This is a genomic window from Alkalihalobacillus sp. TS-13 (assembly GCF_019720915.1).
Classification (GTDB): Bacteria; Bacillota; Bacilli; order Bacillales; family Fictibacillaceae; genus Pseudalkalibacillus.
This window is the reverse complement of the sequence record NZ_JAHKSI010000002.1, coordinates 366,670-389,383: the sequence shown is the minus strand read 5'-3', so window position 1 is coordinate 389,383 and position 22,714 is coordinate 366,670. Positions and strand designations below refer to the sequence as shown.

Genomic DNA, 22,714 nt, shown 5'->3' with positions numbered 1-22,714 from the left:
ACACTCCTGGAAATGCTAGTAGTTGAAAAATCATTAAAAAAGGGCTGCCACTTTTAAGTGGCGCCCTTTTTGTGTCGCAAAAACACAGTATTTCCCAGGTAATAGCGACAAATTGTCGAATCTAGGAAGCATCTGCGGTTTTTCGATCCATATATCGTTGAATCAAACTGGTTTTAAGCTCGATCATTGGTTGTGCCAGTGTAATAATTGGTTTTGAAGCCGTTATCAACGTGACGATAACCGCCAGGGCCAATAACGCAAAATAATTTCCGGATTCGCTGACCTTATCATAAAACGGTGATAACTCGAACAATTTAACAATGAAACCATGTAGCAAGTATACATATAAGGTTCTTGTTCCTAGGTGTGTAAAGAACATCTTCCTTCTAGGAACGATCGCCATGAAACTGAATGTAGCAAGAGCCATAAGTCCATACATCAACAAACGAATGAACCAAGCCTGCCCTAGCTGTACACCTAATTCTTCATAAGAAGAGGAAGCCAGCAGCCAATCCTTCGCTTCTTGTGGGAAGAAGAAATAATAGCTGACAAACATCCCAACTAAAATCAGGCCTGCAGCAATCCTTTTTTCAGGGCGTAAAATAGCGTAAAAATGGTCCTTTTTCAGCAGGTAGCCACCAAGGAAGACCGGGAAGAATACAAAAGTTCTGGATAAACTGAAGTATGTGCCGATATCTTGGATATAACCTGCAAAAACACCGATTGTCATTGCTACAATAATCATGATTGCTGGATGCTTCAGTTTGACGAATAGAAGCAGCAATACATTCCAAAGCACCATACTCAATAGGAACCATAGTGTCCAATATGGATCGAATAAAGTTAATGTTTCGCTACCATTCCAAATTCTGTGAAGTGCGAAATAGATAAGTTGGAAAATGAAATAAGGAATCAGGATCTTCTTGAATATCTTCTTCAAGTACCCAGCTTTCTTTATACTCTTTGAGAAAAAACCACCGATCAAGATGAATGCCGGCATGTGGAAGGTATAGATAAAGTTATATATTGTATATAAAGCTTCACTATCACCTTTGTGTGGACTGATGAAATGTCCGAATACGACGAGGAAGATCAATATGAACTTCGCATTGTCGAAATAAAATTCACGTGTTCCTTGTTTACTCATAACCAGGGCCTCCAAGGTGCAGAATATTTTTCTAGAATACATAATAAAAAGCAGTATGTGCTACGTCTAACATACCCTGTCGGTTTATGAATGAACCGCTTATCACCTAATATATTCGAATTTGTCACATGTATATGTAGGTATGTAAAGCACTTTTAACAACCACGAAAACTCTGTAATAATCGTAATAGAGAGGGGAAGTGCTAATGGGAGGAACTTATAATGAAATAATGATTGAGGGTCCTTTTTCGTTTGAGAAGACGTTTAGAAGACATCATCGTACAACAGATACATTAAAACCGATGGTGATCGACCAAGATGAGAATCGCTTCATAAAATGGATCCATTTAGGCGATAAACCATACTTGTTGGATGCGACAGTCGAACATCACGAAAATGGAGTGTCAATCGTAACAGATACAAAAAAGGAAGATAAGAAAGAAGTACAAACTATAAAAGAATATTTATCAAGAATGTTCGGAGAAGGAAATTCACTAGTAGATTTTTACGATGCTTTCAGAGGTAATGAAAAAATTGAGATGTTGATCAGTGATTTTCAAGGAATGAGGGTCCTGTCTAATCCTGATTTGTTCGAAGTGATGGTCGATACGATCATTGGTCAACAAATCAACCTTACATTTGCTGCTACACTGAAGGAACGCTTCATTCGGTTTGCAGGTGATATTAAGCCTTTGAATGGAGTCGATCTTTACCTTTTCCCTCGACCAGAAGCTGTGGCCGAACTTGAATACGAGCAGCTTCGCGAGCTCTCATTCAGTCAAAGGAAATCAGAATACATTATTGACTTTGCCAGAAACGTAGTAAACGGAAAGATTGATACCGAGCAGTTATGGACAAGGTCCAATGAAGAAATCATAAAGGAATTAATTCCATTTAGAGGAATTGGCAGATGGACAATCGAATGTTTAATGTTATTCGGCTTAAACCGACCTGATGTATTGCCAGCTGCAGATATCGGTCTGCGAAATGCGGTGAGGTCGATTTATAAATTGGATTTGCAGCCGCAAACAGAGGAAATACGCATGTTGGCAGAGAAAGAAAACTGGACTCCCTGGGAAAGTTATATCACTTTCTATATGTGGCAATATCTGAATACAGCTTCTAAACAGAAAAAGAGTTGACCTGCATTTAGGCCAACTCTTCATCCATACTAATCCAAGATGGTAACTTCAACTTGTTGTTTTCCGAAGTTTGTTGCATCTTCGTCAGATTGCATGTATAAATCGATCTTGTTACCGTCGATTGCTCCACCTGTATCTCCTGCTACAGCACGACCGTATCCTTCAACGTAAACCTCAGTTCCAAGAGGGATGACGTCAGGATCAACAGCAACGACCTTTTGATCCGGGTTCGCATTCAAGTCGATTCCTGTAGCTGTCACACCAGAGCAACCATCACAGTTTGCTGTATAGGCTGTCGCTTCCATCGTGAGTGTTTTTTGTTCTTCATCGTCAGCAGATGCTTGTCCGCTGTCATTTGTATCAGTAGTTTCTTTTTCAGCAGCTGCAATTTCAGTATCTTGTTGTGCGGCTTGTTTCAATTCAAATAGGGCTGTTTTTGTTTGAGGACCTGCAATGCCGTCCACTTGGAGATCATTCTTTTCTTGATATTCTGTGACAGCTTTTTCAGTCAATGGTCCGAAAATGCCATCAACTTTATAGTCATAGTGCTTCAATTCAGTTAGATGTTCTTGCAAGTGTTCAACGGCTTTACCGCGGTCACCACGTTCGATTATTTCTGTTGCTTCTTTCAATACATCGGCGGTTTCTTGATCGATCGTTCCTGTAGGTTCAAGACCATACTCCTGCTGGAACCCTTTCACACCTTTATGCGTAATATCACCGTAGTAACCGGTTGTTTTATCATAATCGAAAAAACCTAGTTCTTTCAGATCCTGTTGAACTGTATGGATATCATCATGCCACATATTCTTCTTTAGTGGCGTTTCTAAATCTGCCGCCTGTGTTGCTGCTGGTGCAAGTAAAGCTGATCCTGCTACCGCGGCAGTCAATGCTACCTTTTTGAACATATAGAAGTTTCCCCTCCTTTGAAGTTAGAGAGACGGTTTTTTTGCGTCCCAATTGCACATTCTACAAGGACATTATGACATGACAATAATAGTGCAATTACAAAGGGATTACGTTTAAAATACAAGTGTCTGATTTGGTTGTCATATACACCAAATTCAGGAAAATCCATTACGAAAGGGAGAGGTAAATTCCGAACTGGGAGGTTGTTACGATGAGCATAAGACGACCATCAAAGTTGGTTATGATCATATCAGTGATCGTGATCTTTATAGTTGCAATTGGAGGATGGGCAGGTATGCAGATGTTAAAGAAGGCAAATGATGAGTCTGTTACTCTAGCTGATGCGAAAAGTAATGGGGAGGTCAGAGTCGTTGCTGATGATACTATTTTTGTGAATGGAAAGGAAGAGGAGTTTTCAAGAGAAGTAGCCAAAATGCATGCTTATTTCAATGAGTTGCTCGGGTGGGGAGGTTGGAGGACGTTCGATCCGGATAGCAAAGAGGAAGAACTTCAGTCACAACTTCAATACATCAATACAATCCTTTTACCTGAAACAACAGGTACCTTAGCGACGGATATGGAGCGTGCTGCAAAAGGAATAGAAGCAGCTTTAAAGACCAACTCCACCAAGGAACTGTTTATTACCCACCGGATTTTCCATGACCTCGATGTGGTTATGAATGAAAATACCGCAGATGATTATTGGGGGATTACCACAACTTATGGAAAACAATGATTCTGTTTAGAATACGTCAGCTTTTTACTGCTGTCACGCTGCATTCTATGGTAAAGTGATAAGTGGAAGGACGGGATGTACAAGATGTTCAAAGTATTACTTGTCTCTATTCTTATCATCATCGTTGTTTTGGTTCTTTTCGTGGCAGCAATTACAAAGGGTTATTCCTATAAACATACAATTGATCCATTGGAAAACAACCCTAACATAGATGAAAAAGAGGAAGACGAAGAAAAACCGAATAGTTAAATGACTAATTCCATGATTATCTCTGAAAACAGGTTGGCTGTATAATGCAGTCAACCTTTTTATTTTGGTTCCGGACCTTAATATATGTACAAGCAATCTTCTTAAATTGGAATATATTGTTTGTGAGGGGTGATAATCTATTGAAAGTGGTGAAAAATGATGAGAATTGTTATAGATCCTGGTCATGGTGGATCTGACCCAGGTGCTGTATATAAGCAGCACAGAGAAAAAGACTTTAACCTGAAAGTGTCACTTCTCGTAAGGGACCATCTTTTAAAGTCTTATGAAGCAGAAATCCTTATGACTAGAACAACTGATAAAACGATGGCTTTGAAAGAAAGGACAGACTTTGCAAATAACAGAAAAGCTGACTTTTTCTGTTCTATCCATCATAATGCAGCAGGTGGAAGTGGATTCGAAAGCTATATTTTCAATGGGACCGTTCCTGACAGTACAAAACAAATCCAAACTGTCGTCCACAAAGAATTTATGTTTGCTGCAAAAAAATATGGTGTAAACGATCGGGGGCAGAAAAGGGCGAATTTTTACGTGCTGCGGAACACGAGGATGAACGCATTATTGTTGGAGGTTTTGTTCATCGACAATGAACATGATCTTAAACTGATCCTAAATGATCAATTTGTCAGTGATGTTTCCAAAGCGATTGCAACAGGAATCGCCAAAGCCTTGAACCTCAAGGAAAAACCTGTACCACCCCCCGACCCTGGCACTTTATATAAGGTTATTGCTGGATCTTTTAAAGAGGAAGAAAACGCCAAAGACCGGGCTCAGTTCCTTTTAAACAATAAAATCGAAGCTTATATTTATCCGATTACGATCGATGGCACTAAATTTTATCGTGTACAAGCTGGGGCATTTTCAGAAAAAAAGAATGCGGAAGGCAGAGTTGCAGCCTTGAAACGTGTAGGGATTCCAGATGCTTTTATCGTAACAGAAGGGAAAGGTGAACCGGAAGAGCCGCCACAACCAGAGCCGATCCAAGGTTTTACTATTCAAGGCTCAAGTGTTCTGGCAGCATTAAATATGCAAGCATTTGTGAAACGGATCAACCCGAATGCTCCCAATCTTGCATCCCTTTACATTGAAATTGGAAATAAATACGGTATTCGAGGAGATACAGCATATGCTCAAGCGGTCCACGAAACGAATTATTTCAGATATACAGGTGTTGTGAAACCGGAACAGAATAATTATGCAGGGATCGGAGCAACTGGACCTGATGAACCGGGGGCTTCATTCGCTACACCGCGAGAAGGGGTGACTGCGCATATCCAACACTTGTATGCGTATGCTTCAAAAGCTGAGTTGCCAGATGGAGAGACTCTTGTGGATCCACGGTTCAATCTCGTAGCTCGTGGATCAGCACCGATATGGGTCGCCCTAAATGGGAAATGGGCTGTACCAGGCACTAATTATGGACAACTTATCCTTGGCATCTATGATCGAATGATCGATTTTGAAGTCAGCAAACTTAATGAACAGCTTGACTTGTTAGAAAAGACGAAGCAACAATTAGATTAGGAGCTGCCTTTATGGACAGCTCTTTTTTGTTTCTCTTTTGGTGAAGGTGTATGTGCTTACTCACAATTCTGTCGTAATAGCGGTGGAAATCCAAACACCGCTTGACATTCTATCGCTTTAGGGAAAGCTAAAACCGTTGATGCTAATGAATCGCCTATGGAGTAGGCGGCAAAACATATTCGTGCAAAAACTGGCATCATGAGCAGGAAAGTAAGTTGGAAATACATACAGTGGTACAATTGAAAGAGGATTAATAGGACTAGGATGAACAACTATGGAGAATTGGCGCAAAAGTGCACGTTTCTTGTGGCTTTGTAATTTCATAATCGTTGCAGCAATGACGATGATATTGCCCTTTTTACCACTTTATCTCGAAGAATTGGGCGTAACAGGAAGTAAGGCTCTTAGTAATTGGACTGGAGCTGTTTTTTCTGCGGCATTTTTATCCGGAGCTATCATGGCACCGATCTGGGGGATTTTTGCAGATAAATATGGTCAAAAAGCAAACTTGATCCGTGCCGGAATCGGTATGGGTATTTTGACGTTTTCGATGGCCTTTGCAACTGGTCCATGGATGTTGTTAGCATTGCGCTTTTTCATGGGATTCTTTTCAGGCTTTATTACGGTATCTTTTTCATACTTATCCAGAATCACACCGAAAGAACATACCGGGAGTGCCCTTGGCTTTTTACAAACAGGTGGCATATCAGGTGGAATCATCGGACCGCTTATTGGCGGAGCTTTATCAGACTTGTTCGGATTCCGTGCTGTGTTTGCAGTAACCGGAGTCAGCATTCTTATGACATTGATGCTCGTCATCCTTTTCATTCCGAAAGATGAGCCTATGAAAGCTGTGAAGGGAAAGCCAGGGACGTTTCTGGATGTGTTACGCAATAAGCAGCTTCTTATTTTATTCATTGCCACGTTTCTATTACAAGCAGCGATGTTAAGTACAAACTCGATGATGACGATTTTCGTGAAAACCTTCGTGCATAACCCGGAAAACTTAGCTCTTCTTGCTGGGTTAGCTGCATCAATCCTTGGAATTGCCACGATTATTGGATCACCCTATCTCGGAAAATTAGGTGATCGGATCGGGCATATCAAGATGCTTCCGGTCGTTATGTTGTTAAGCGGGTTGTTATTCTTTCCGCAATTATGGACAGATAATATCTATGAGCTTTATATATGGAGATTTCTGCAAGGCTTGATATTAGGTGGCGTCTGGCCGGCAATTCAGACGTTGATCCATAAAAAAACCCCAGATGATATACAAGGACGAGCTTTTGGTGTCACTGCCAGCTGCCGATTCCTAGGGAATTTGACGGGACCAATCATCGGCGGTTGGATTTCTGGAAGCTTCATGACCGCTTACGTGTTTGGGTTTGCAGGAGCACTCCTGGTGATTGGAAGCGGACTCGTAAAATGGGGCGTGCATAAGAATTAAGGAAACTTGGGTTGTATGTGTATAAGAAAATACAAAGGAAAAATCATCAACACAAATGAAATTATCGCGACAAGATTAGAAATTATCACAACATTTGCCTTACAGCGAACAAATTAAAAAAGAGATGAACCCCCATCGACTTTCATCGAGGGGGGCTCATACTCCTTTAAAGCTCTTGCCAGCGCCCAAGGCTTGGCTGAGCCAAGTTTTCTTTATTATTCAATCGTATGTGTAAATGATGTCTCAATTGGCGGTTTTGATGTTACTTTGAACTTCACTTTATACGTGCCGGGATCAAGTTTTGGAATATCCACTTCAAACGTATGTTTCTGACCTGGTTCTATCGTGATCGTCTTCAAAGCTTGAGTGAACATTTTACCTTCTGCCCAATGAAAGACTTGTTTTCCATCTTGATCCGTGATCCACATATCATATTGCTGACCACTGGAAAATTGGAGCTCTTTAGAACTTTCCGTCTGATTTTGGAGCTCAATCACCACTTTATTATCAGTGAATGAAACGACGTTAAGCTGTAATTCATCTGACACGCTATCATTCCCTTCCGAACTTTTCTCCTTTTTATCTTCACTTGCTTCTCCATTTGTCGGCTGGGATTCTGGTTCTTCAGGTTGATTGCTTGTCCCACATGCAGTCAGAAGAAGGACTAGAAAAATCGTTGCAAGTCGATACATGGTGAGTTCCTCCTTTTCCGGACATCCCATCTATTCTTCGATGCCCTGAAATCGTATTTGTAGTATAGACGTAACGATCTCAGGCTATGTTTCACCGTTTTTTATATTAAGCAGTTTTTTATAGGATATAGTGTTTACATATATAGTAAACCAGAAGACACTTTATCGCAATGATTGATACCAAAAACAGGGGCTGACACGTCGGTCAACCCCTGAGGATGTTCATTTGATTATTTAGCATGTAAACGACGGATACGCTCGTCTAGATCTGGGTGAGTCGAGAACAGCATTTTCTTCTTCTTACCACCGCTGATTTTCATTGTTGCAAGTGATTCTTGACGAGTATCGACCCGGTTTACGTGAGCCCGTAAGGATTCAAGTGCATGAATCATCTTATCTTTCCCAGCTAGATCTGCACCGCCACGGTCCGCATGGAATTCACGGTATCTTGAGTAAGCCATGACCACAATCGCACCAAGAATTGAAAATGCGATTTGGAAAACAATGATGGCAAGGAAATGGACCAATGCCGCTTTGTCTTCATCAACCAGTTGTGCGACTGCCCATGCTGCAATACGTGATAAGAATACAACAAATGTATTGATAACACCCTGGAGTAGGGTCATCGTCACCATATCCCCATTGGAGATGTGAGCGACTTCGTGCGCCAATACACCTTCAACAGCATCGTCATCCATGTTTTGCAGTAATCCGCTTGAAACAGCGACGAGTGAACGACGTTTCGATGGACCAGTTGCGAAAGCATTGACTTCCGGAGAATCATAGATTCCGACCTCTGGCATCTTTGTCAATCCAGCTGCACGTGACAAACGGTGTACACGTTCCACAAGATCTTGTTCATATGAGGAATTTGGTCTGTCAGGGTCAATGACCTTGACACCCATCATTTTTTTAGCCATCCAACGAGAAATTGCAAGCGATATGAATGAACCACTGAAACCAATGACCGCACTGAAGACCAATAATTGGCCGAACATGATGTTGCCATCAGCACCGATGTAATTGTTTACACCTAACAACGATAAGACAATCATGATAGTAGTAAGGACTAGAATGTTTGTCAGGATAAACAGAAAAATTCTCTTTGCCATTTTCCATACCTCATTTCAAGTTCATTTGAACTTAAGTTATGAGAATAGTATAAATTACCCTTAAGGAATTTTCAAGATAAGAGTTTCAGATTTTAATGAAAATTTTTGTGGGAAATGCAATGTTGATTTATTATAGGTACATTTTTATGCGAATTTCGCGACTCTCCTGCGGGAAAAACGAGCCAGGCGTGACCCCACACTTTTTAAAAGGATCTTCGACTATAATAATGAACTTCGACTAAATACCACCACGTACTATGGTGAACGTCGAAGCCAGCATAAGGAAGACTTCTAAGAATTCTCATCGCAGACACGAAAATGATTTCATTTTTGTGTTGAGATCCTGTGCAAGTGAGGAGGCTTGCGGTAGTGGGTTAAATGCAGTGAAGTGATGTCTAGCTCATCGACCAGTCACTTGGATCACTTCAAATTTCCTGCGGCGGCGACACATTGATTGACATCCTTATGAGTTAGCCCACGCAGAACCAAGTCTTTGTTTGGTTCGAGCCTCCTCGTCCGTTTTCCAGTGACCTATGTGACTAAACGGGTCGCTTCCGCTTTTCTTGTACCCGCGGAAAGGGAGTGAAAGCCTTGATTACAGAGTCGTTAATTAATTCTACCTTTTATTTCTACAAACAATTGACGTTCCCCTCATTTATTGCGTATGATAAGTTCAAATGACCATATTTGAAGAGGTGAAACTATGCCTTCCTTTAAACTTACCCGTAAACAAATGGCAAAACTGCTCATATCTTTACAGCCTGATCAAGACAAAACACCCTTGGATGTGCTGAAACAAGCCTGGCTTGAATCGAATGGCCAATCAGAAGGGCTTGATGAGAACGGAATTCCCGAACCTTCATTTCCTGGCATTTTTGAAAAAATCATCAAAGGGCCGAGACAGGACAAGGGCTTCTCAATCAACGAAATTGTTTCTCTCGGAAATCAGATCGAGTATAGCAGTCTTTCAACTAGTGCCGTTCAAAATTGGGTGAAGAGGGATGTTCGAAATTTGATCGGTTCACCTCAGAAGGGAAAGAAATATTCTCTAGAACAAGCAGCGATTCTTTTTATCGTCGAAGATCTCAAGAGTACGCTTGATTTCCTATCCATACGAAATCTGCTAACACTCATCTTCAATAATATCGAAGACCGACATGACGATCTTATTGATCCGCTTGATTTCTATTATACATATGCAGCTATTTTTGAAGAGCTGGATCTGAACAATGACCAGGTTGTTGATGTCGATTTTCGTGTGAAGAATGGCGCTAAAGCTGAAACGCTTGTTTTTAAGAAAGCGGAAAATAAAATCCAGTACCTTGAAAACTTGGATAGTAAAGAACAATCCATTGTGAAAAATGGGTTGGTGATAGCGACATTATCCGTACAAACTTCGTACTTTCAATCTGTTTCCCGGCAATTTTTAAACAAGACCTTATTCATATGAAGGAAATTCTCCTATATATTGGTGCTGTCCCAAAAGGGTCTGAGTCTCTCCGGAAATAACAACATTTTAAAAAAATCGTGGTATACAATTGTTGTGTTGGAGGTGCCTGACACTTTTTTGCTATGTCAAATAATAATGTTGATTTCTAACTAAGTTTGATTTTACCGAAGAAATTCACGACACTCCTGCTGGAAAAGCGAGCCACGCGAGACCCCCCAAGCGATTTATGGATCTTCGACTATAATAAGGACCTTCGACTAAAAGCCACCACGTCCTGTGGTGAACGTCGAAGTCAGCAAAAGGAAAGCTTCCAAGAATTTTCATCGTAGACACGAAATATGAGTTCATTTTTGTATTGAGAATCCTGTGCAAGTGAGGAGGCTCGCGGAAGTAGGCAAATGCAAGGTAGTGATGTCTAGCTCAACGACCAGTCATCACTTCAAACTTCCTGCGGTGGTCTCGAAAATCAACAATAAGGTATAACAAAGCCTTTCTTTTAGGACAGTACCATTTTTGTATATCCCAAAGTGCAAAATTAGTGTAAAATTACACTAATGATCCTTATGTATTTATAAATGTTTTTTTATATGACCTCATAAATTAGTAAGGAGAGGGGGAGCGAGATGAATGAACGAAGATGGTTGAAAAAAGAGGGTCCAAAATGGATAGAGAAAGGACTGATTGAAAAAGAACAGCTTGACGGTATCTTATCGTTATATGAGAAAAAGAACAACAATCTTTTGCCGATCTTAGCAAGTATTCTAATTGGCCTGGGGGTTCTTACGTTTGTAGCTTCCAATTGGGGTAACATGAGTGATTTGTTCAGGCTAGTCATCATTTGCGCAGCACTCACCGGTTTCCAGCTGAGTGGATACCGCCTCATTGAAAAAGGATCTGAAACACTTGGAATTGCTCTGGTAGGAATCGGGGTGATCACCTTCGGAGCAGGAATATTCCTGACTGCTCAAATGTTCCATATCGTTTCATATACCGCAACAGCCTTTATTTTATGGATGGTGGTCGCTTTATTAACGTATGCAATTCTTCCGAACAGCTATATTTATCTCTTGTCTTTGGTGATCGGTGTTTCAGGCATGATCTATAGTGCCATCTCTTTTCAAGGCTTCAGCTTTGTATTAGCTTTCCTTATTCTGTTTGCAGCAGGATACTTGACGTTTAAAGAGAATCATCCACTCTTTTATTACATCTATACAATCGCTTATTCAATTACAGGAATAACGTTGTTAGTGGACTACGATTTAACATACTTATGGATGACGATCATCTTCTTCATCCTTTATGGAATCAGTGAATTGATTCCAGGTGAGAAGGGTCAGCTTGCATTCAGGAATATGAGTATCATCGGTAGTTTAGCAGTTATCTTCATCCATGTCTTCTTTTTGGATGAACTTGTCCGTTATGAAGGGGATGTCATCGGAAGCGGCGCGTTATATTTTATCATGCTGATTGGACTCAGTGCCTTGATTGCATGGAACAAATTCCGTCAGAGCACACATTCCAATTGGCTAGATCTTGCTTTATTTTTACCGTTGTTCTTAATAAGTGAAATCGGGGACCTGCTTTATTTACTGCTTGCCTTCAGCTATTCCTTATTCATATTGATACAAGGATACCAATTAGAAGAATCGGAACGGATCAATCGTGGGACTTTTCTGTTCCTGATCAGTACTCTCGTCGCTTATATTCAATTGGCTTGGGACTTTCTGCCAAAGTCGATGTTCTTCTTAGCTGGAGGGGTTTTGCTCTTCATCCTAAGCTGGCTGCTTGAACGGAGAAGAAGAAAATGGGCGCACCAGGCAAAAGGAGGGCGATCATGATGCGAAAGAAATGGATCTATTTCTTGATCGTGCTTCAAGTGTTGGCTCTTGCAGGCATAGCTGCATCACATTATTTGACGTTGAAAATCGGTGAACAGGTTGTATTGAAAACAGAACCGATCGATCCGCGCGATCTCTTTTACGGGGATTACGTGACATTGAATTACGAGATTTCAACCTTATCTCAAAATTTATTAGGAGATGAGGACATTGAACAGAGGGAAACGGTATATGTCGTCCTTCAGAAAGCGGGCGATGTTCATGAAGCGAAAAGTGTTCATCGGAATAAACCTGAAGTCACAAATGATGAAATCGTCTTAAAAGGTAAAGTCCGTTGGATTGATGAATATTCTAATATTTTGACGGTTGATTATGGAATCGAACGATTTTATGTGGAAGAAGGCACCGGAAAGACTATTGAAGATGAGCGCGCTGATAAAGTAGTAGTGCGTATCGCTCCGTGGGGAAATGTCGTAATAGAAGAACTTTTGTCGAATGATGGCTGATTTCATAATCGTTTTCGGGTTTTGGAACTAAGTGTGTTATACTTGGCCTAACCTAGCGGGAAGGAGACAAATATTGTCAAAAATTAACGTGTTTTTAGACGATGTCCGTCCATGTCCCGACAATTATATTTTAGCTTCTGACATTGAAGAATGTATTAAATTGTTAAAGGAAAAGGATATTCAACATCTTTCTTTAGACCATGATTTAGAAAACAAGTATCGAAATGGATATATGCTTGTAGAGTATATGGTGAAACATAAATTATTTGCAGAAACCATCACGGTTCATTCCGCTAATTCTGGTGCTGGGAAGCGAATGTTTATGTTATTGAAAGATGCCCAAGAGGATTTTCTCATTCCAGGAGAAGTGAAAATCTCATACCATCCATTACCAATAAGAATAAATAGGTCTCAGTAGCATCTATAAAAAGATGTTTCAGGCTGCCGGGGGAAACTGCTCGGCAGCCTTTTGTTGTGCTGGAGATTTGGAATCTGCTTTACAATGGTAGTGAAATCCGATAACATGGAAGTAATAACCAACGAAAGGGTGTTTATTTCGAGATGATGATGCGATCTGTTGTGCTTTTAATTGTAATGGCTTGATGATGGGAGAAGTATGCCCATTTTTAGAAAAAGCCATCACAAGACAACAGATCAACATCCTCGTAACCCCTTTACCGGCATAGAATGATCGGAAAGAATTTTTTCTGTCCTTATGATCAGGAAAGCAGCAGCAGGGTGTTCGTTCACTCTGCTTTTTTCATTTTACTAAAGAAAAGTTAAGTACTTTCTTCAGTATAAGTGCAAATGTGGTTCTGTTACAGGACTTTGTTGATTTTAAGGGGAATTTGCGATAAATACAAAAGAGTGAAGCGTTCGTTCTGTTGTCTTGTGTGATGGTCCAAACTATAGATAGAAAGAAGGAACAATCGATGAGTATATTACATGTCAATGGACTGACACACGGTTTTGGTGACCGGACTTTATTCGATCAAATCGAATTCAGGCTTTTGAAAGGTGAGCATGTCGGGCTTGTAGGTGCCAATGGGAGCGGAAAATCTACATTATTGAAACTGCTTATTGGAGAGTTAGTTCCTGATGGCGGCGATATCGAACGGCATCCAGGCATTGAAATCGGCTATCTAGAGCAGCACCCTGATTTTAAAAAAGGAGAAACCATCAAAACTTACTTGCAAGGTGCATTTGCACGTTTTTATGAACTAGAAAAAGAGATGTTGAGCATCACTGAACGCTTATCAGACCCGAAGAATATCAATTTAGAAAAAGATCTCGGACGACTCGGGAAAATCCAGGATACGTTGGATGCTCATGAGTTTTACAAAATCGATACAACAATAGAAGAAGTAGCAGCAGGCTTAGGGATTACACCTTTAGGGATGACTACGGAGACGGATCAGTTGAGCGGGGGACAGCGTACCAAGTTGATGCTTGCGAAACTTTTGTTGAGTCAACCAGATGTCTTATTGATGGATGAGCCAACGAACTACTTGGACGATGTTCATATCACCTGGCTTCAGAAATATCTATCGGATTACCCGAATGCGTTTATCCTGATCTCACATGACACATCATTCATGAACGCGGTGGTGACAGTGATCCACCATTTAGAGCATAAAAAATTGACTCGATATGTAGGAGATTACAACGCTTTTACAGAAGCCTATGAATTACGGAAAAAACAAACCTATCAGGCTTTTGTCCGGCAGCAAAAGGAAATCGACAAGCTGGAGGATTACATCCGCCGAAATAAAGCGAGGGCTTCGACTGCCAAGCAAGCGAAGAGCCGTGAAAAAAAGCTGGAGAAAATCGATCGCATTGAAAAACCGTCAAGTTTACCTGTTCCACGCTTCAAGTTTGATGTATGCCGTGAACCGAATCAAGAAGTGGTGATAGCGAACGAGCTGCAGGTCGGTTACGAGAGACCATTGTTTAGCGGCATCGATTTGACGATCAAAAAGAATATGAAGATTGCGATCACAGGATACAACGGAATCGGAAAATCAACGACGATCAAGTCCTTACTGGGTCTCATTGAACCACTTGGAGGAGAAGTGAAGATTGGAAGCTTCGTGAGACCAGTTTATTTTGAGCAGGAAATCACGCTGCCAATTAAAGAGTCTGCTCTTCAATATGTGTGGTCCAGATTCCCGTTCATGCAAGAAAAGGATGTACGGAAGCGTCTGGCGAGAAGCGGTTTGAAAAACGAACACATTTATCAGCCGATGAACACCCTGAGTGGAGGAGAGCAGACGAAGGTGAGGCTATGTGAGCTGATGATGGAGGAAAGTAACTTTCTTGTCCTGGATGAACCAACAAATCATCTAGATGTGCGGGCGAAAGAAGCTTTGAAGGAAGCGCTCAGGAAATACAAAGGCACACTCCTGATCGTATCCCACGAACCTGAATTTTACCAGGAGTGGGTCACAGATATTTGGAATGTTGAAAATTGGGTGAGTTAAGATCAGAAAGACTTCGGCTTTGGCCGAAGTCTTTTTTTCGGGGATTATAAGGTTCCCCTTTTGCGTTTGCAAAATTACTACTAGGTTTTACAAATATATCGGCTGATTTTACAAAAATAAGGCCTGGTTTTACAAATATAGCTAGGTACCTTTCCGTTTTGTCAGATGGAAAATGTCCAGGTCATGTGCGAGTTCCGTGTTCGCAAAAACGCGGACAGCACTTTCCAGTAATTCATCTGATTGGTCATGGTATCTTGAACTGATATGATTAAGAATCAGTCGTTTGACATTCGCGTTTTTCGCAATTTCAGCTGCTTGTATCGTAGTCGAGTGGTAATAATCGATTGCCTGGTCCTCCATCCCCTCAGCGAACGTCGCTTCATGGATAAGCAGGTCAGCATTTCGAGCCAGCTTGGCTGTTTTTTCAGAAGGACGAGTATCACCGCAAACCGTAATGACCCTGCCTAGTTGTTCCTCACCGAGAAAGTCTGCCCCGTTCAAGCTTCGCCCATCTTCCAAGGTGACTGTTTTACCATCTTTCAGCTTTTTATAAACGGGTCCTGGCGGAACATCGAATTCCTTCAGCTTTTCAACAAGCAACCGACCAGGCTGTGAAGGTTCTGTCACTCGGATTCCGAAAGATGGGATCACATGCTCCAGTAACGATACCTCAATTTGATAACCATCATCATTTTCAACGTATCCATCTTCGTATTCCACAATCTCCAAAGGATATTTCAAGTATGTCCTGCTCGTTTCCAATGCAGCAGTCACAAATTCGTGGATGCCCTTTGGTCCGTATACTGTCAAAGGATTTTCTGCTCCCTGGAACGAACGACTCCCTAAAACCCCTGGAAGGCCGTAAAGGTGATCGCCATGCATATGTGTGATGAAGATTTTCGATATTTGCCATAGCTTCAAGTTTGTATGGAGTATCTGATGTTGCGTAGATTCACCGCAATCGAACAACCATACATCACCTTCACGATTTGTCATGAAACGTAGAGCAAGGGACGAAACGTTCCGACCTTTAGAAGGAATGCCTGCCCCTGTTCCGAGAAAATGAAATTCCATACTATTCATCCTTTCACTGATAGTATATACCATCTACTCTCCATCCTAAAACGAATTCACACTTCAGTCCTCAGCAGGAGATGAAACCAACCTCTTGTCTGTTTTATGGAAATACCTTAATCGACTAAACTTTAGATAATGATAAAAAAGGAGCGATCAAATATGTTCATAAAAGAAGGAACGACGAAAACACAGGGAATTAATCGGAAAAATGAAACGGAATTGGATGTAAAGTTGCAATTAGGAACTGGTAAACTGGATCTACACGATGGAACAAAGGAAATCATGGAGGGAATGTTTACGTTCTACGGAGAATCTTCTGAACCAGAAATTGCATATGACATTTCTGAAAGTGGTATCGGAAAACTTGTCGTACCACAGAAATCTATAACCACATGGCTTCTGAAAAAGGCTAAACAAGAATGGGACGTTGCATTGAATGGAGATCTGCCTCTTGCTCTGAAAGTAGAGCTGGGTGCCGGAAAGTCAAAACTCGGCCTTTCTAAGTTGAATTTAAAGGATCTACATATTGAATCGGGGGTAGGGGAAACAGAAATCGACCTGGCAGGAGAATGGAAAAATAGTTTTAGAGTCAAAATTGACGTTGGTGTCGGGAAAATGAAAATCCGTGTACCGATCCATGCAGGCGTGAAGGTTGAGGTTGATAAAGGGATTGGAAAAGTCAAAGCAGATCATTTCATTATTGTTGGGGACAGCTATCAAAACCAGTCGTATGAAACAGCAGATGTGAAACTTGACATTGACCTGGATGTCGGAGTGGGAGAAGTGATCCTGGAACAAGTTTAAATACTAGAGTTTTATTAGAGTATAATGGTGTGAGTGAAATCCACCACACTCCTCAGGGAAATTAAGTCAATGGCAAAAAGACCCATAACATTAAATGGGTCTTTTTGCTGATGAAACCATTTTCCGTTTGAAAATAACGGTATTAATTAGAATATAATTACCATTTAATGCAAGTTACAGAGGTGTTTTCTACCATCATACACTTCATTGATTTTCAAAATTATACAAAAATATGTCTATTTTCCCCTTTTTCTTTATTATTAAACATAATATTTACAATTTTTCGTCAAATTGATACTATTACTACAAAAGTATTAGAATATTATATTTTGATAGTTTAGGGGAGGGCATTACCAGGTGAAAAAGAAGAAGATAGCATCCACGGCACTAGCAGTCATGATGGGGATCAGTACGCTTACATACGGTGCATTTTCATCACCTCAGCACGCAGAAGCTGAGCATATCAAAGAAAGCATTTCAAAGTCTTATGCAGGAGCACCGATCGATCTCGGGATTGCAAATGATGAGAGATTGATAGAAATGCTGAAAGAAAGCGGAAAGATTTCAAAGAATGCGACACCTGCAGAAGCAGAAAAAGCATTAAATAAGTATTTGAAAGAAAGAGCTGCGAATGGTAAACATTCGCATGGCGGAGAGCTTGAAGATGAAGCCAAAGAATCTAAAGAACAACTTCAAGCACAAATGAAAAGCAATGGATTGGATTCAGGTAAAGGAAAGAAAAATGGCAAGACAAAAGGTGAAACAGTTGACGGGGTAACAGAAGAAGAGTGGGATGGCGGAACCCGTACAGATAAAGTTCTTGCTCTATTGATTGAATACCCTGATTATCCAGCGTCTAAGATCGAAGCTGGCGATACAGATATGTATTATGAAGATTATGTGAAAGAGCATTATACAGAAATGCTGTTCAGTGACAATGGCTATACTGGGCCAAATGGAGAAAACCTCGTATCCGTCAAACAATTCTATGAAGAGCAATCAGGCGGAAGCTACACAATCGAAGGTGAAGTTGCAGGATGGTACCAAGCAAAGAATCCAGCAGCGTACTACGGTGGGAATAATGCGAGTGATAATGATTCCAATCCACGTGCTTTAGTAAGAGAAGCACTTTTGGCTGCTGCTGCTGATCCTAATTTGGATTTAAGCCAATATGACCAGGAAGACCGTTATGACCTTGATGGTGACGGTAACTACCGTGAGCCGGATGGATTGATCGACCACTTGATGATCGTCCACTCTTCTGTTGGTGAAGAAGCAGGTGGTGGCGGACTTGGTGCAGATGCTGTCTGGTCACATCGTTGGTCTCTTGGAGGGATATTCCCGATCACTGGGTCCCCTGAACCTGAAGTCGATTATTGGGGACAAGGTACCATGTATGGATATGATTACACGATCGAACCTGCAGATGGTGCAGCTGGGGTTTTCGCACATGAATATGGACATGACTTAGGATTACCGGATGAATACGACACAATCTATTCTGGTGCTGGTGAAGCCGTTGCTTATTGGTCAATCATGTCAAGTGGGAGCTGGGCAGGTGACATCCCTGGGACAGAACCTACAGGGTTCAGTGCATGGTCGAAAGAATTCTTGCATTCTTCAATGCCTGGAAGCAACTGGTTGACTGGTGCGACGGTCCATGCGGATGAGGTAACAAGCAAAGGAACTGAAGTGCTACTTGATGAAGCTGTAACTAAAGGTACAAATAATGATGCAGTACGTATAGACCTTCCAGATAAAGTAAACACAATCAACACGCCAGCTAGTGGAGAGTATGAGTATTTTGGTGGAACAGGTGATGAAATCGACCACACAATGGTTACCGAAGTCGATCTTACGAATGCAACGAACGCAACATTAGACTATGATGTTTGGTATAACATCGAATCGAATTGGGACTATGGAATGGTACAGGTTTCAACTGATGGTGGAGAAACTTGGAACTCACTCTCTACGCCAAGCACTACATCTGATATTGTTGAAGATGGATACCCGGCAATCAAAGAAAATATGCCTGGTTATACTGGATCAAGTGACGGTTGGATGCACGAAACGATCGATTTAAGTGAATACGCTGGACAAACGATCCAATTACAATACCGTTACATGACTGACTGGGGTACGACTCTTGATGGAATGTATGTAGATAATGTAACAGTCACTGCTGATGGTGGTGAGGTTGTATCTGACGGGGCAGAATCAGAAGCGGATGCAGCATTTGATCTACACGGATTCAAGCGAGATACAGGTACATTTACGTCAGAACACTACTATCTACTTGAATGGAGATCCCACAACGGTGTTGACGAAGGACTTTCACATATCCGTCGTGGAAACAGCCTGATGAATTATGATGCTGGACTTCTTGTATGGTATGTGGATGATGCTTATGATAACAACTGGACGGGTGTCCATCCTGGTGAAGGATTCCTAGGTGTAGTAGACGCTGACCAAATTGTAAACCGTTGGAGTGATGGTGCGTTAGGTACTACACGTTATCAGATGCATGATGCAGCATTTGGTTTAGGTAAAACTGAAAAGATGTTCCTTGATTACAGTGATACGTTAGGTATTACGATGAAGGATAATGCAACAGAAAGAACACCGCTCTTTGATGATTCAAAGAAATATATGACTCCGGTACTTCCAGACGCAGGACGTAACGTCCCTACTTACGGATTGAAATTCCGTGTGCTTGCCGAGAGTGGAGATGGAACAGTCGGAAAAGTAAAAATCTATAAATAGAAACCAAACTTTAGTAAATTATTGTATCCCGAATGATGGATTAAAACAGCCATTATTCGGGATTTTTGTTATCTCTAATCGAAGACCTGTAAAAACAAATGTTGTATGAATGCTAATTGAAAGAATTTATGGCCAATTCCTACAGTATAAAGTCCCTCCTATCTTGGAAATCTTGAAGATTTCTACATGAAACCTGTCGAAATATAACTACTTTTGCAGAACATTATTCATAATATTTACAATATTCTACTACTTTGGTATTATTGTAAAAGTATTACAAGATATAAATAATTTACTAGTTTAGGGAGGGTGTTACGTGAAGAATAGTAAGGTAGTTTCAACGGCACTAGCAGTCATGATGGGGATCAGTACGCTTACATATGGTACATTTTCATCACCTCAACACGCAGAAGCTGAGCATATCAAAGAAAGCATTTCAAAGTCTTATGCAGGAGCACCGATCGATCTCGGGATTGCAAATGATGAGAGATTGATAGAAATGCTTAAAGGAAGCGGAAAGATTTCAAAGAATGCGACACCTGCAGAAGCAGAAAAAGCATTGAAGAAATACTTGAAAGAGCGATCTGATAATTCAAAGCATGTGCATCATGGGGAAGAGCTTCATGATGAAGCAAAGGAATCAAAAGAAAAATTAGTGAAGGACATGAAAGAGAACGGGCTGAAAAATGGAAAAGGGAATAAATTAGGGAAAGCTAAAAAGAACAAAGTTGATGGAGTTATAGAAGAAGAATGGAATGGCGGGACACGGACTGACAAAGTACTTGCTCTATTAATCGAATATCCGGATTTCCCATCCTCTGACATCATCCCTGAAAGTACAGACATGTATTATGAGAATTATGCTAAAGAGCATTATACAGACATGCTGTTCAGTGACGATGGCTATGAAGGTCCGAATGGAGAGAACCTCGTATCCGTCAAACAATACTATGAAGAGCAATCTGGTGGAAGTTACTCAATAGAAGGTGAAGTTGCAGGCTGGTATAAAGCTTCTAAACCAGCTGCAGCATATGGTGGGAATAACAGTAATGATAACGACTCTGATGCTCGTGGACTAGTAAAAGAAGCACTGATGGCCGCAGCTGCAGATCCAAACTTGGATTTGAGTGAGTATGATCAGGAAGACCGTTATGATCTTGATGGTGACGGTAATTACCGTGAGCCAGATGGATTGATCGACCACCTGATGATCGTTCACTCCTCTGTTGGTGAAGAAGCAGGCGGCGGGCAACTAGGTGAAGACGCGATCTGGTCACACCGTTGGAACTTGGGCGGAGTTACAGCCCTCCCAGGTACTGAAGCTGAAGTCCCTTACTGGGGTGGAGAAATGGCGGCTTACGATTACACAATTGAGCCAGCAGACGGTGCAGCTGGTGTATTCGCACATGAATATGGACATGACTTAGGATTACCGGATGAATACGATACGGTCTATTCAGGTGCTGGTGAAGCCGTCGCTTATTGGTCCATCATGTCTAGTGGAAGCTGGGCAGGCGATATTCCAGGAACTGAGCCAACAGGATTTAGTGCATGGTCGAAAGAATTCTTGCATTCTTCAATGCCTGGAAGCAACTGGTTGACTGGTGCGACGGTCCATGCGGATGAGGTAACAAGCAAAGGGACTGAAGTGCTACTTGATGAAGCTGTCACAAAAGGTACAAATAATGATGCAGTACGCATCGACCTTCCTGACAAAGAGACCGTCGTCAATACCCCTGCAAGCGGTGACTATGAGTACTTTGGCGGCACAGGTGATGAAATCGACCATCAAATGGTTACTGAAGTAGATCTTACTAACGCTACGAATGCAACATTAGACTATGATGTTTGGTATAATATCGAATCGAATTGGGACTTTGGAATGGTACAGGTTTCAACTGATGGTGGAGAAACTTGGAATTCACTCTCGACACCAAACACTTCATCTGACATTGTTGAAGATGGTTATCCAGCAATCAAAGAAAACATGCCTGGATACACGGGATCTAGTGACGGTTGGGTGCACGAAACAATCGATTTAAGTGAGTACGCTGGACAAAACATCCAACTGCAATACCGTTATATGACAGACTGGGGCACTACCCTTGATGGAATGTATGTAGATAATGTTTCTGTCACTGCAGATGGTAGTGAGGTTGTATCTGATGGAGCAGAATCAGAAGCAGATGCAGCATTCGATCTACATGGATTCAAGCGAGATACAGGTACATTTACGTCAGAACACTACTATCTACTTGAATGGAGATCCCACAATGGCGTAGACGAAGGGCTTTCTCATATCCGTCGCGGCAACAGCTTGATGAACTATGATGATGGACTTCTTGTATGGTATGTGGATGATTCTTATGATAACAACTGGACAGGTGTCCATCCTGGTGAAGGATTCCTTGGTGTTGTCGATGCGGATCAGAAACCAATTTATTGGAGTGATGGAGCAGTAGGATCGACGCGCTATCAAATTCATGATGCAGCATTCAGCCTGGATAAGAGCGAGAAAATGTTCTTGGACTACTCTGAGACATTAGGTGTCACCATGAAAGACCATCATACAAAACGTAATCCATTGTTCAATGACAGCAAAAACTACCTGAACCCAGGATTAGTAGATGCTGGACGTAACGTGCCGAACTACGGTTTGAAATTCCGTGTAATCGGACAAAGCGATGATCGAACAGTCGGAAAAGTGAAAATTTATAAATAATGGTTACAAAGATAAGCCAGTCTTGAAAACAATTCAAGGCTGGCTTTTTTACCGTTAAAAGGGCTGAAGCCGTAACGGACACCAGAGACGTTATC

Annotated in this window: 19 protein-coding genes; 13 read left to right on the top strand and 6 right to left on the bottom strand. The window is 41.3% G+C overall.

Going from position 1 to position 22,714, the window contains the following annotated elements; translation table 11 throughout:
- Positions 1 to 121: 121 nt before the first annotated feature.
- Positions 122 to 1,147, bottom strand: coding sequence for an acyltransferase family protein (locus KOL94_RS18685; protein WP_221568163.1), 1,026 nt, complete (start codon positions 1,145 to 1,147; stop codon positions 122 to 124).
- Between the two features lie 206 nt (positions 1,148 to 1,353).
- On the opposite strand from KOL94_RS18685, the gene KOL94_RS18680 reads away from it, so the two are divergent.
- Positions 1,354 to 2,289, top strand: coding sequence for a DNA-3-methyladenine glycosylase family protein (locus KOL94_RS18680; RefSeq protein WP_221568162.1), 936 nt, complete (start codon positions 1,354 to 1,356; stop codon positions 2,287 to 2,289).
- Between the two features lie 29 nt (positions 2,290 to 2,318).
- Here the strand turns inward: KOL94_RS18680 and KOL94_RS18675 are convergent, their stop codons facing one another.
- Positions 2,319 to 3,197: a peptidoglycan-binding protein gene (locus tag KOL94_RS18675; RefSeq protein WP_260412522.1), complete on the bottom strand. Its 879-nt coding sequence runs from the start codon at positions 3,195 to 3,197 to the stop codon at positions 2,319 to 2,321.
- A gap of 212 nt (positions 3,198 to 3,409) precedes the next feature.
- Between KOL94_RS18675 and KOL94_RS18670 the strand changes: the two genes are divergently transcribed.
- The 4 genes from KOL94_RS18670 to KOL94_RS18655 all read left to right on the top strand — a co-directional run bounded on the left by KOL94_RS18670 (position 3,410) and on the right by KOL94_RS18655 (position 7,172).
- The gene (locus tag KOL94_RS18670; protein ID WP_221568161.1) at positions 3,410 to 3,934 is read left to right on the top strand and encodes a hypothetical protein; all 525 of its coding nucleotides are present in this window, start codon (positions 3,410 to 3,412) and stop codon (positions 3,932 to 3,934) included.
- A gap of 84 nt (positions 3,935 to 4,018) precedes the next feature.
- Positions 4,019 to 4,183 (top strand): YtzI protein, encoded by a 165-nt coding sequence (gene ytzI / locus KOL94_RS18665; protein ID WP_221568160.1) that lies wholly within the window; start codon positions 4,019 to 4,021, stop codon positions 4,181 to 4,183.
- A 159-nt stretch (positions 4,184 to 4,342) separates the two neighbouring features.
- Complete coding sequence (locus KOL94_RS18660; RefSeq protein WP_221568159.1) at positions 4,343 to 5,725, top strand: N-acetylmuramoyl-L-alanine amidase; 1,383 nt, start codon at positions 4,343 to 4,345, stop codon at positions 5,723 to 5,725.
- A gap of 274 nt (positions 5,726 to 5,999) precedes the next feature.
- Positions 6,000 to 7,172 (top strand): MFS transporter, encoded by a 1,173-nt coding sequence (locus KOL94_RS18655; RefSeq protein WP_221568158.1) that lies wholly within the window; start codon positions 6,000 to 6,002, stop codon positions 7,170 to 7,172.
- Between the two features lie 215 nt (positions 7,173 to 7,387).
- On the opposite strand, the gene KOL94_RS18650 is transcribed toward KOL94_RS18655, so the two are convergent.
- Both KOL94_RS18650 and htpX read right to left on the bottom strand, forming a co-directional pair.
- Positions 7,388 to 7,864, bottom strand: a complete 477-nt coding sequence (locus tag KOL94_RS18650; protein ID WP_221568156.1) for a BsuPI-related putative proteinase inhibitor — start codon at positions 7,862 to 7,864, stop codon at positions 7,388 to 7,390.
- Between the two features lie 230 nt (positions 7,865 to 8,094).
- Positions 8,095 to 8,976, bottom strand: coding sequence for a protease HtpX (gene htpX / locus KOL94_RS18645; RefSeq protein ID WP_221568155.1), 882 nt, complete (start codon positions 8,974 to 8,976; stop codon positions 8,095 to 8,097).
- A 703-nt stretch (positions 8,977 to 9,679) separates the two neighbouring features.
- On the opposite strand from htpX, the gene KOL94_RS18640 reads away from it, so the two are divergent.
- From KOL94_RS18640 to KOL94_RS18625, 4 genes are all read left to right on the top strand, one after another.
- A complete protein-coding gene (locus tag KOL94_RS18640) occupies positions 9,680 to 10,426 on the top strand; it encodes a DUF1836 domain-containing protein (RefSeq protein WP_221568153.1) in 747 nt (248 codons plus the stop codon).
- 623 nt (positions 10,427 to 11,049) lie between these two features.
- On the top strand, positions 11,050 to 12,264 hold the full coding sequence (locus KOL94_RS18635; protein ID WP_221568151.1) for a DUF2157 domain-containing protein: 1,215 nt from the start codon (positions 11,050 to 11,052) through the stop codon (positions 12,262 to 12,264).
- A complete protein-coding gene (locus tag KOL94_RS18630) occupies positions 12,261 to 12,770 on the top strand; it encodes a GDYXXLXY domain-containing protein (protein ID WP_221568149.1) in 510 nt (169 codons plus the stop codon). Before KOL94_RS18635 ends, KOL94_RS18630 begins: the two co-directional genes overlap by 4 nt.
- A gap of 73 nt (positions 12,771 to 12,843) precedes the next feature.
- Complete coding sequence (locus KOL94_RS18625; protein WP_221568147.1) at positions 12,844 to 13,188, top strand: cyclic-phosphate processing receiver domain-containing protein; 345 nt, start codon at positions 12,844 to 12,846, stop codon at positions 13,186 to 13,188.
- A gap of 18 nt (positions 13,189 to 13,206) precedes the next feature.
- Here KOL94_RS18625 and KOL94_RS18620 read toward each other — a convergent pair whose 3' ends face one another.
- Positions 13,207 to 13,431 carry a hypothetical protein gene (locus tag KOL94_RS18620; RefSeq protein WP_221568146.1) on the bottom strand — a complete coding sequence of 75 codons (225 nt, stop codon included), beginning with the start codon at positions 13,429 to 13,431 and terminating at the stop codon, positions 13,207 to 13,209.
- Positions 13,432 to 13,702: 271 nt separating this feature from the next.
- Between KOL94_RS18620 and KOL94_RS18615 the strand changes: the two genes are divergently transcribed.
- Entirely contained in the window at positions 13,703 to 15,250 is a 1,548-nt protein-coding gene (locus tag KOL94_RS18615; protein ID WP_221568144.1) for an ABC-F family ATP-binding cassette domain-containing protein, read from the top strand.
- Positions 15,251 to 15,391: 141 nt separating this feature from the next.
- Here KOL94_RS18615 and rnz read toward each other — a convergent pair whose 3' ends face one another.
- A complete protein-coding gene (rnz, locus tag KOL94_RS18610) occupies positions 15,392 to 16,324 on the bottom strand; it encodes a ribonuclease Z (RefSeq protein WP_221568143.1) in 933 nt (310 codons plus the stop codon).
- A 162-nt stretch (positions 16,325 to 16,486) separates the two neighbouring features.
- On the opposite strand from rnz, the gene KOL94_RS18605 reads away from it, so the two are divergent.
- The 3 genes from KOL94_RS18605 (at position 16,487) to KOL94_RS18595 (ending at position 22,619) form a co-directional block, all read left to right on the top strand.
- Positions 16,487 to 17,131, top strand: a complete 645-nt coding sequence (locus KOL94_RS18605; RefSeq protein ID WP_221568142.1) for a toast rack family protein — start codon at positions 16,487 to 16,489, stop codon at positions 17,129 to 17,131.
- A 357-nt stretch (positions 17,132 to 17,488) separates the two neighbouring features.
- The gene (locus KOL94_RS18600; RefSeq protein WP_221568140.1) at positions 17,489 to 19,897 is read left to right on the top strand and encodes an immune inhibitor A domain-containing protein; all 2,409 of its coding nucleotides are present in this window, start codon (positions 17,489 to 17,491) and stop codon (positions 19,895 to 19,897) included.
- A 316-nt stretch (positions 19,898 to 20,213) separates the two neighbouring features.
- On the top strand, positions 20,214 to 22,619 hold the full coding sequence (locus KOL94_RS18595; RefSeq protein ID WP_483298091.1) for an immune inhibitor A domain-containing protein: 2,406 nt from the start codon (positions 20,214 to 20,216) through the stop codon (positions 22,617 to 22,619).
- The last annotated feature ends 95 nt before the right edge of the window (positions 22,620 to 22,714 follow it).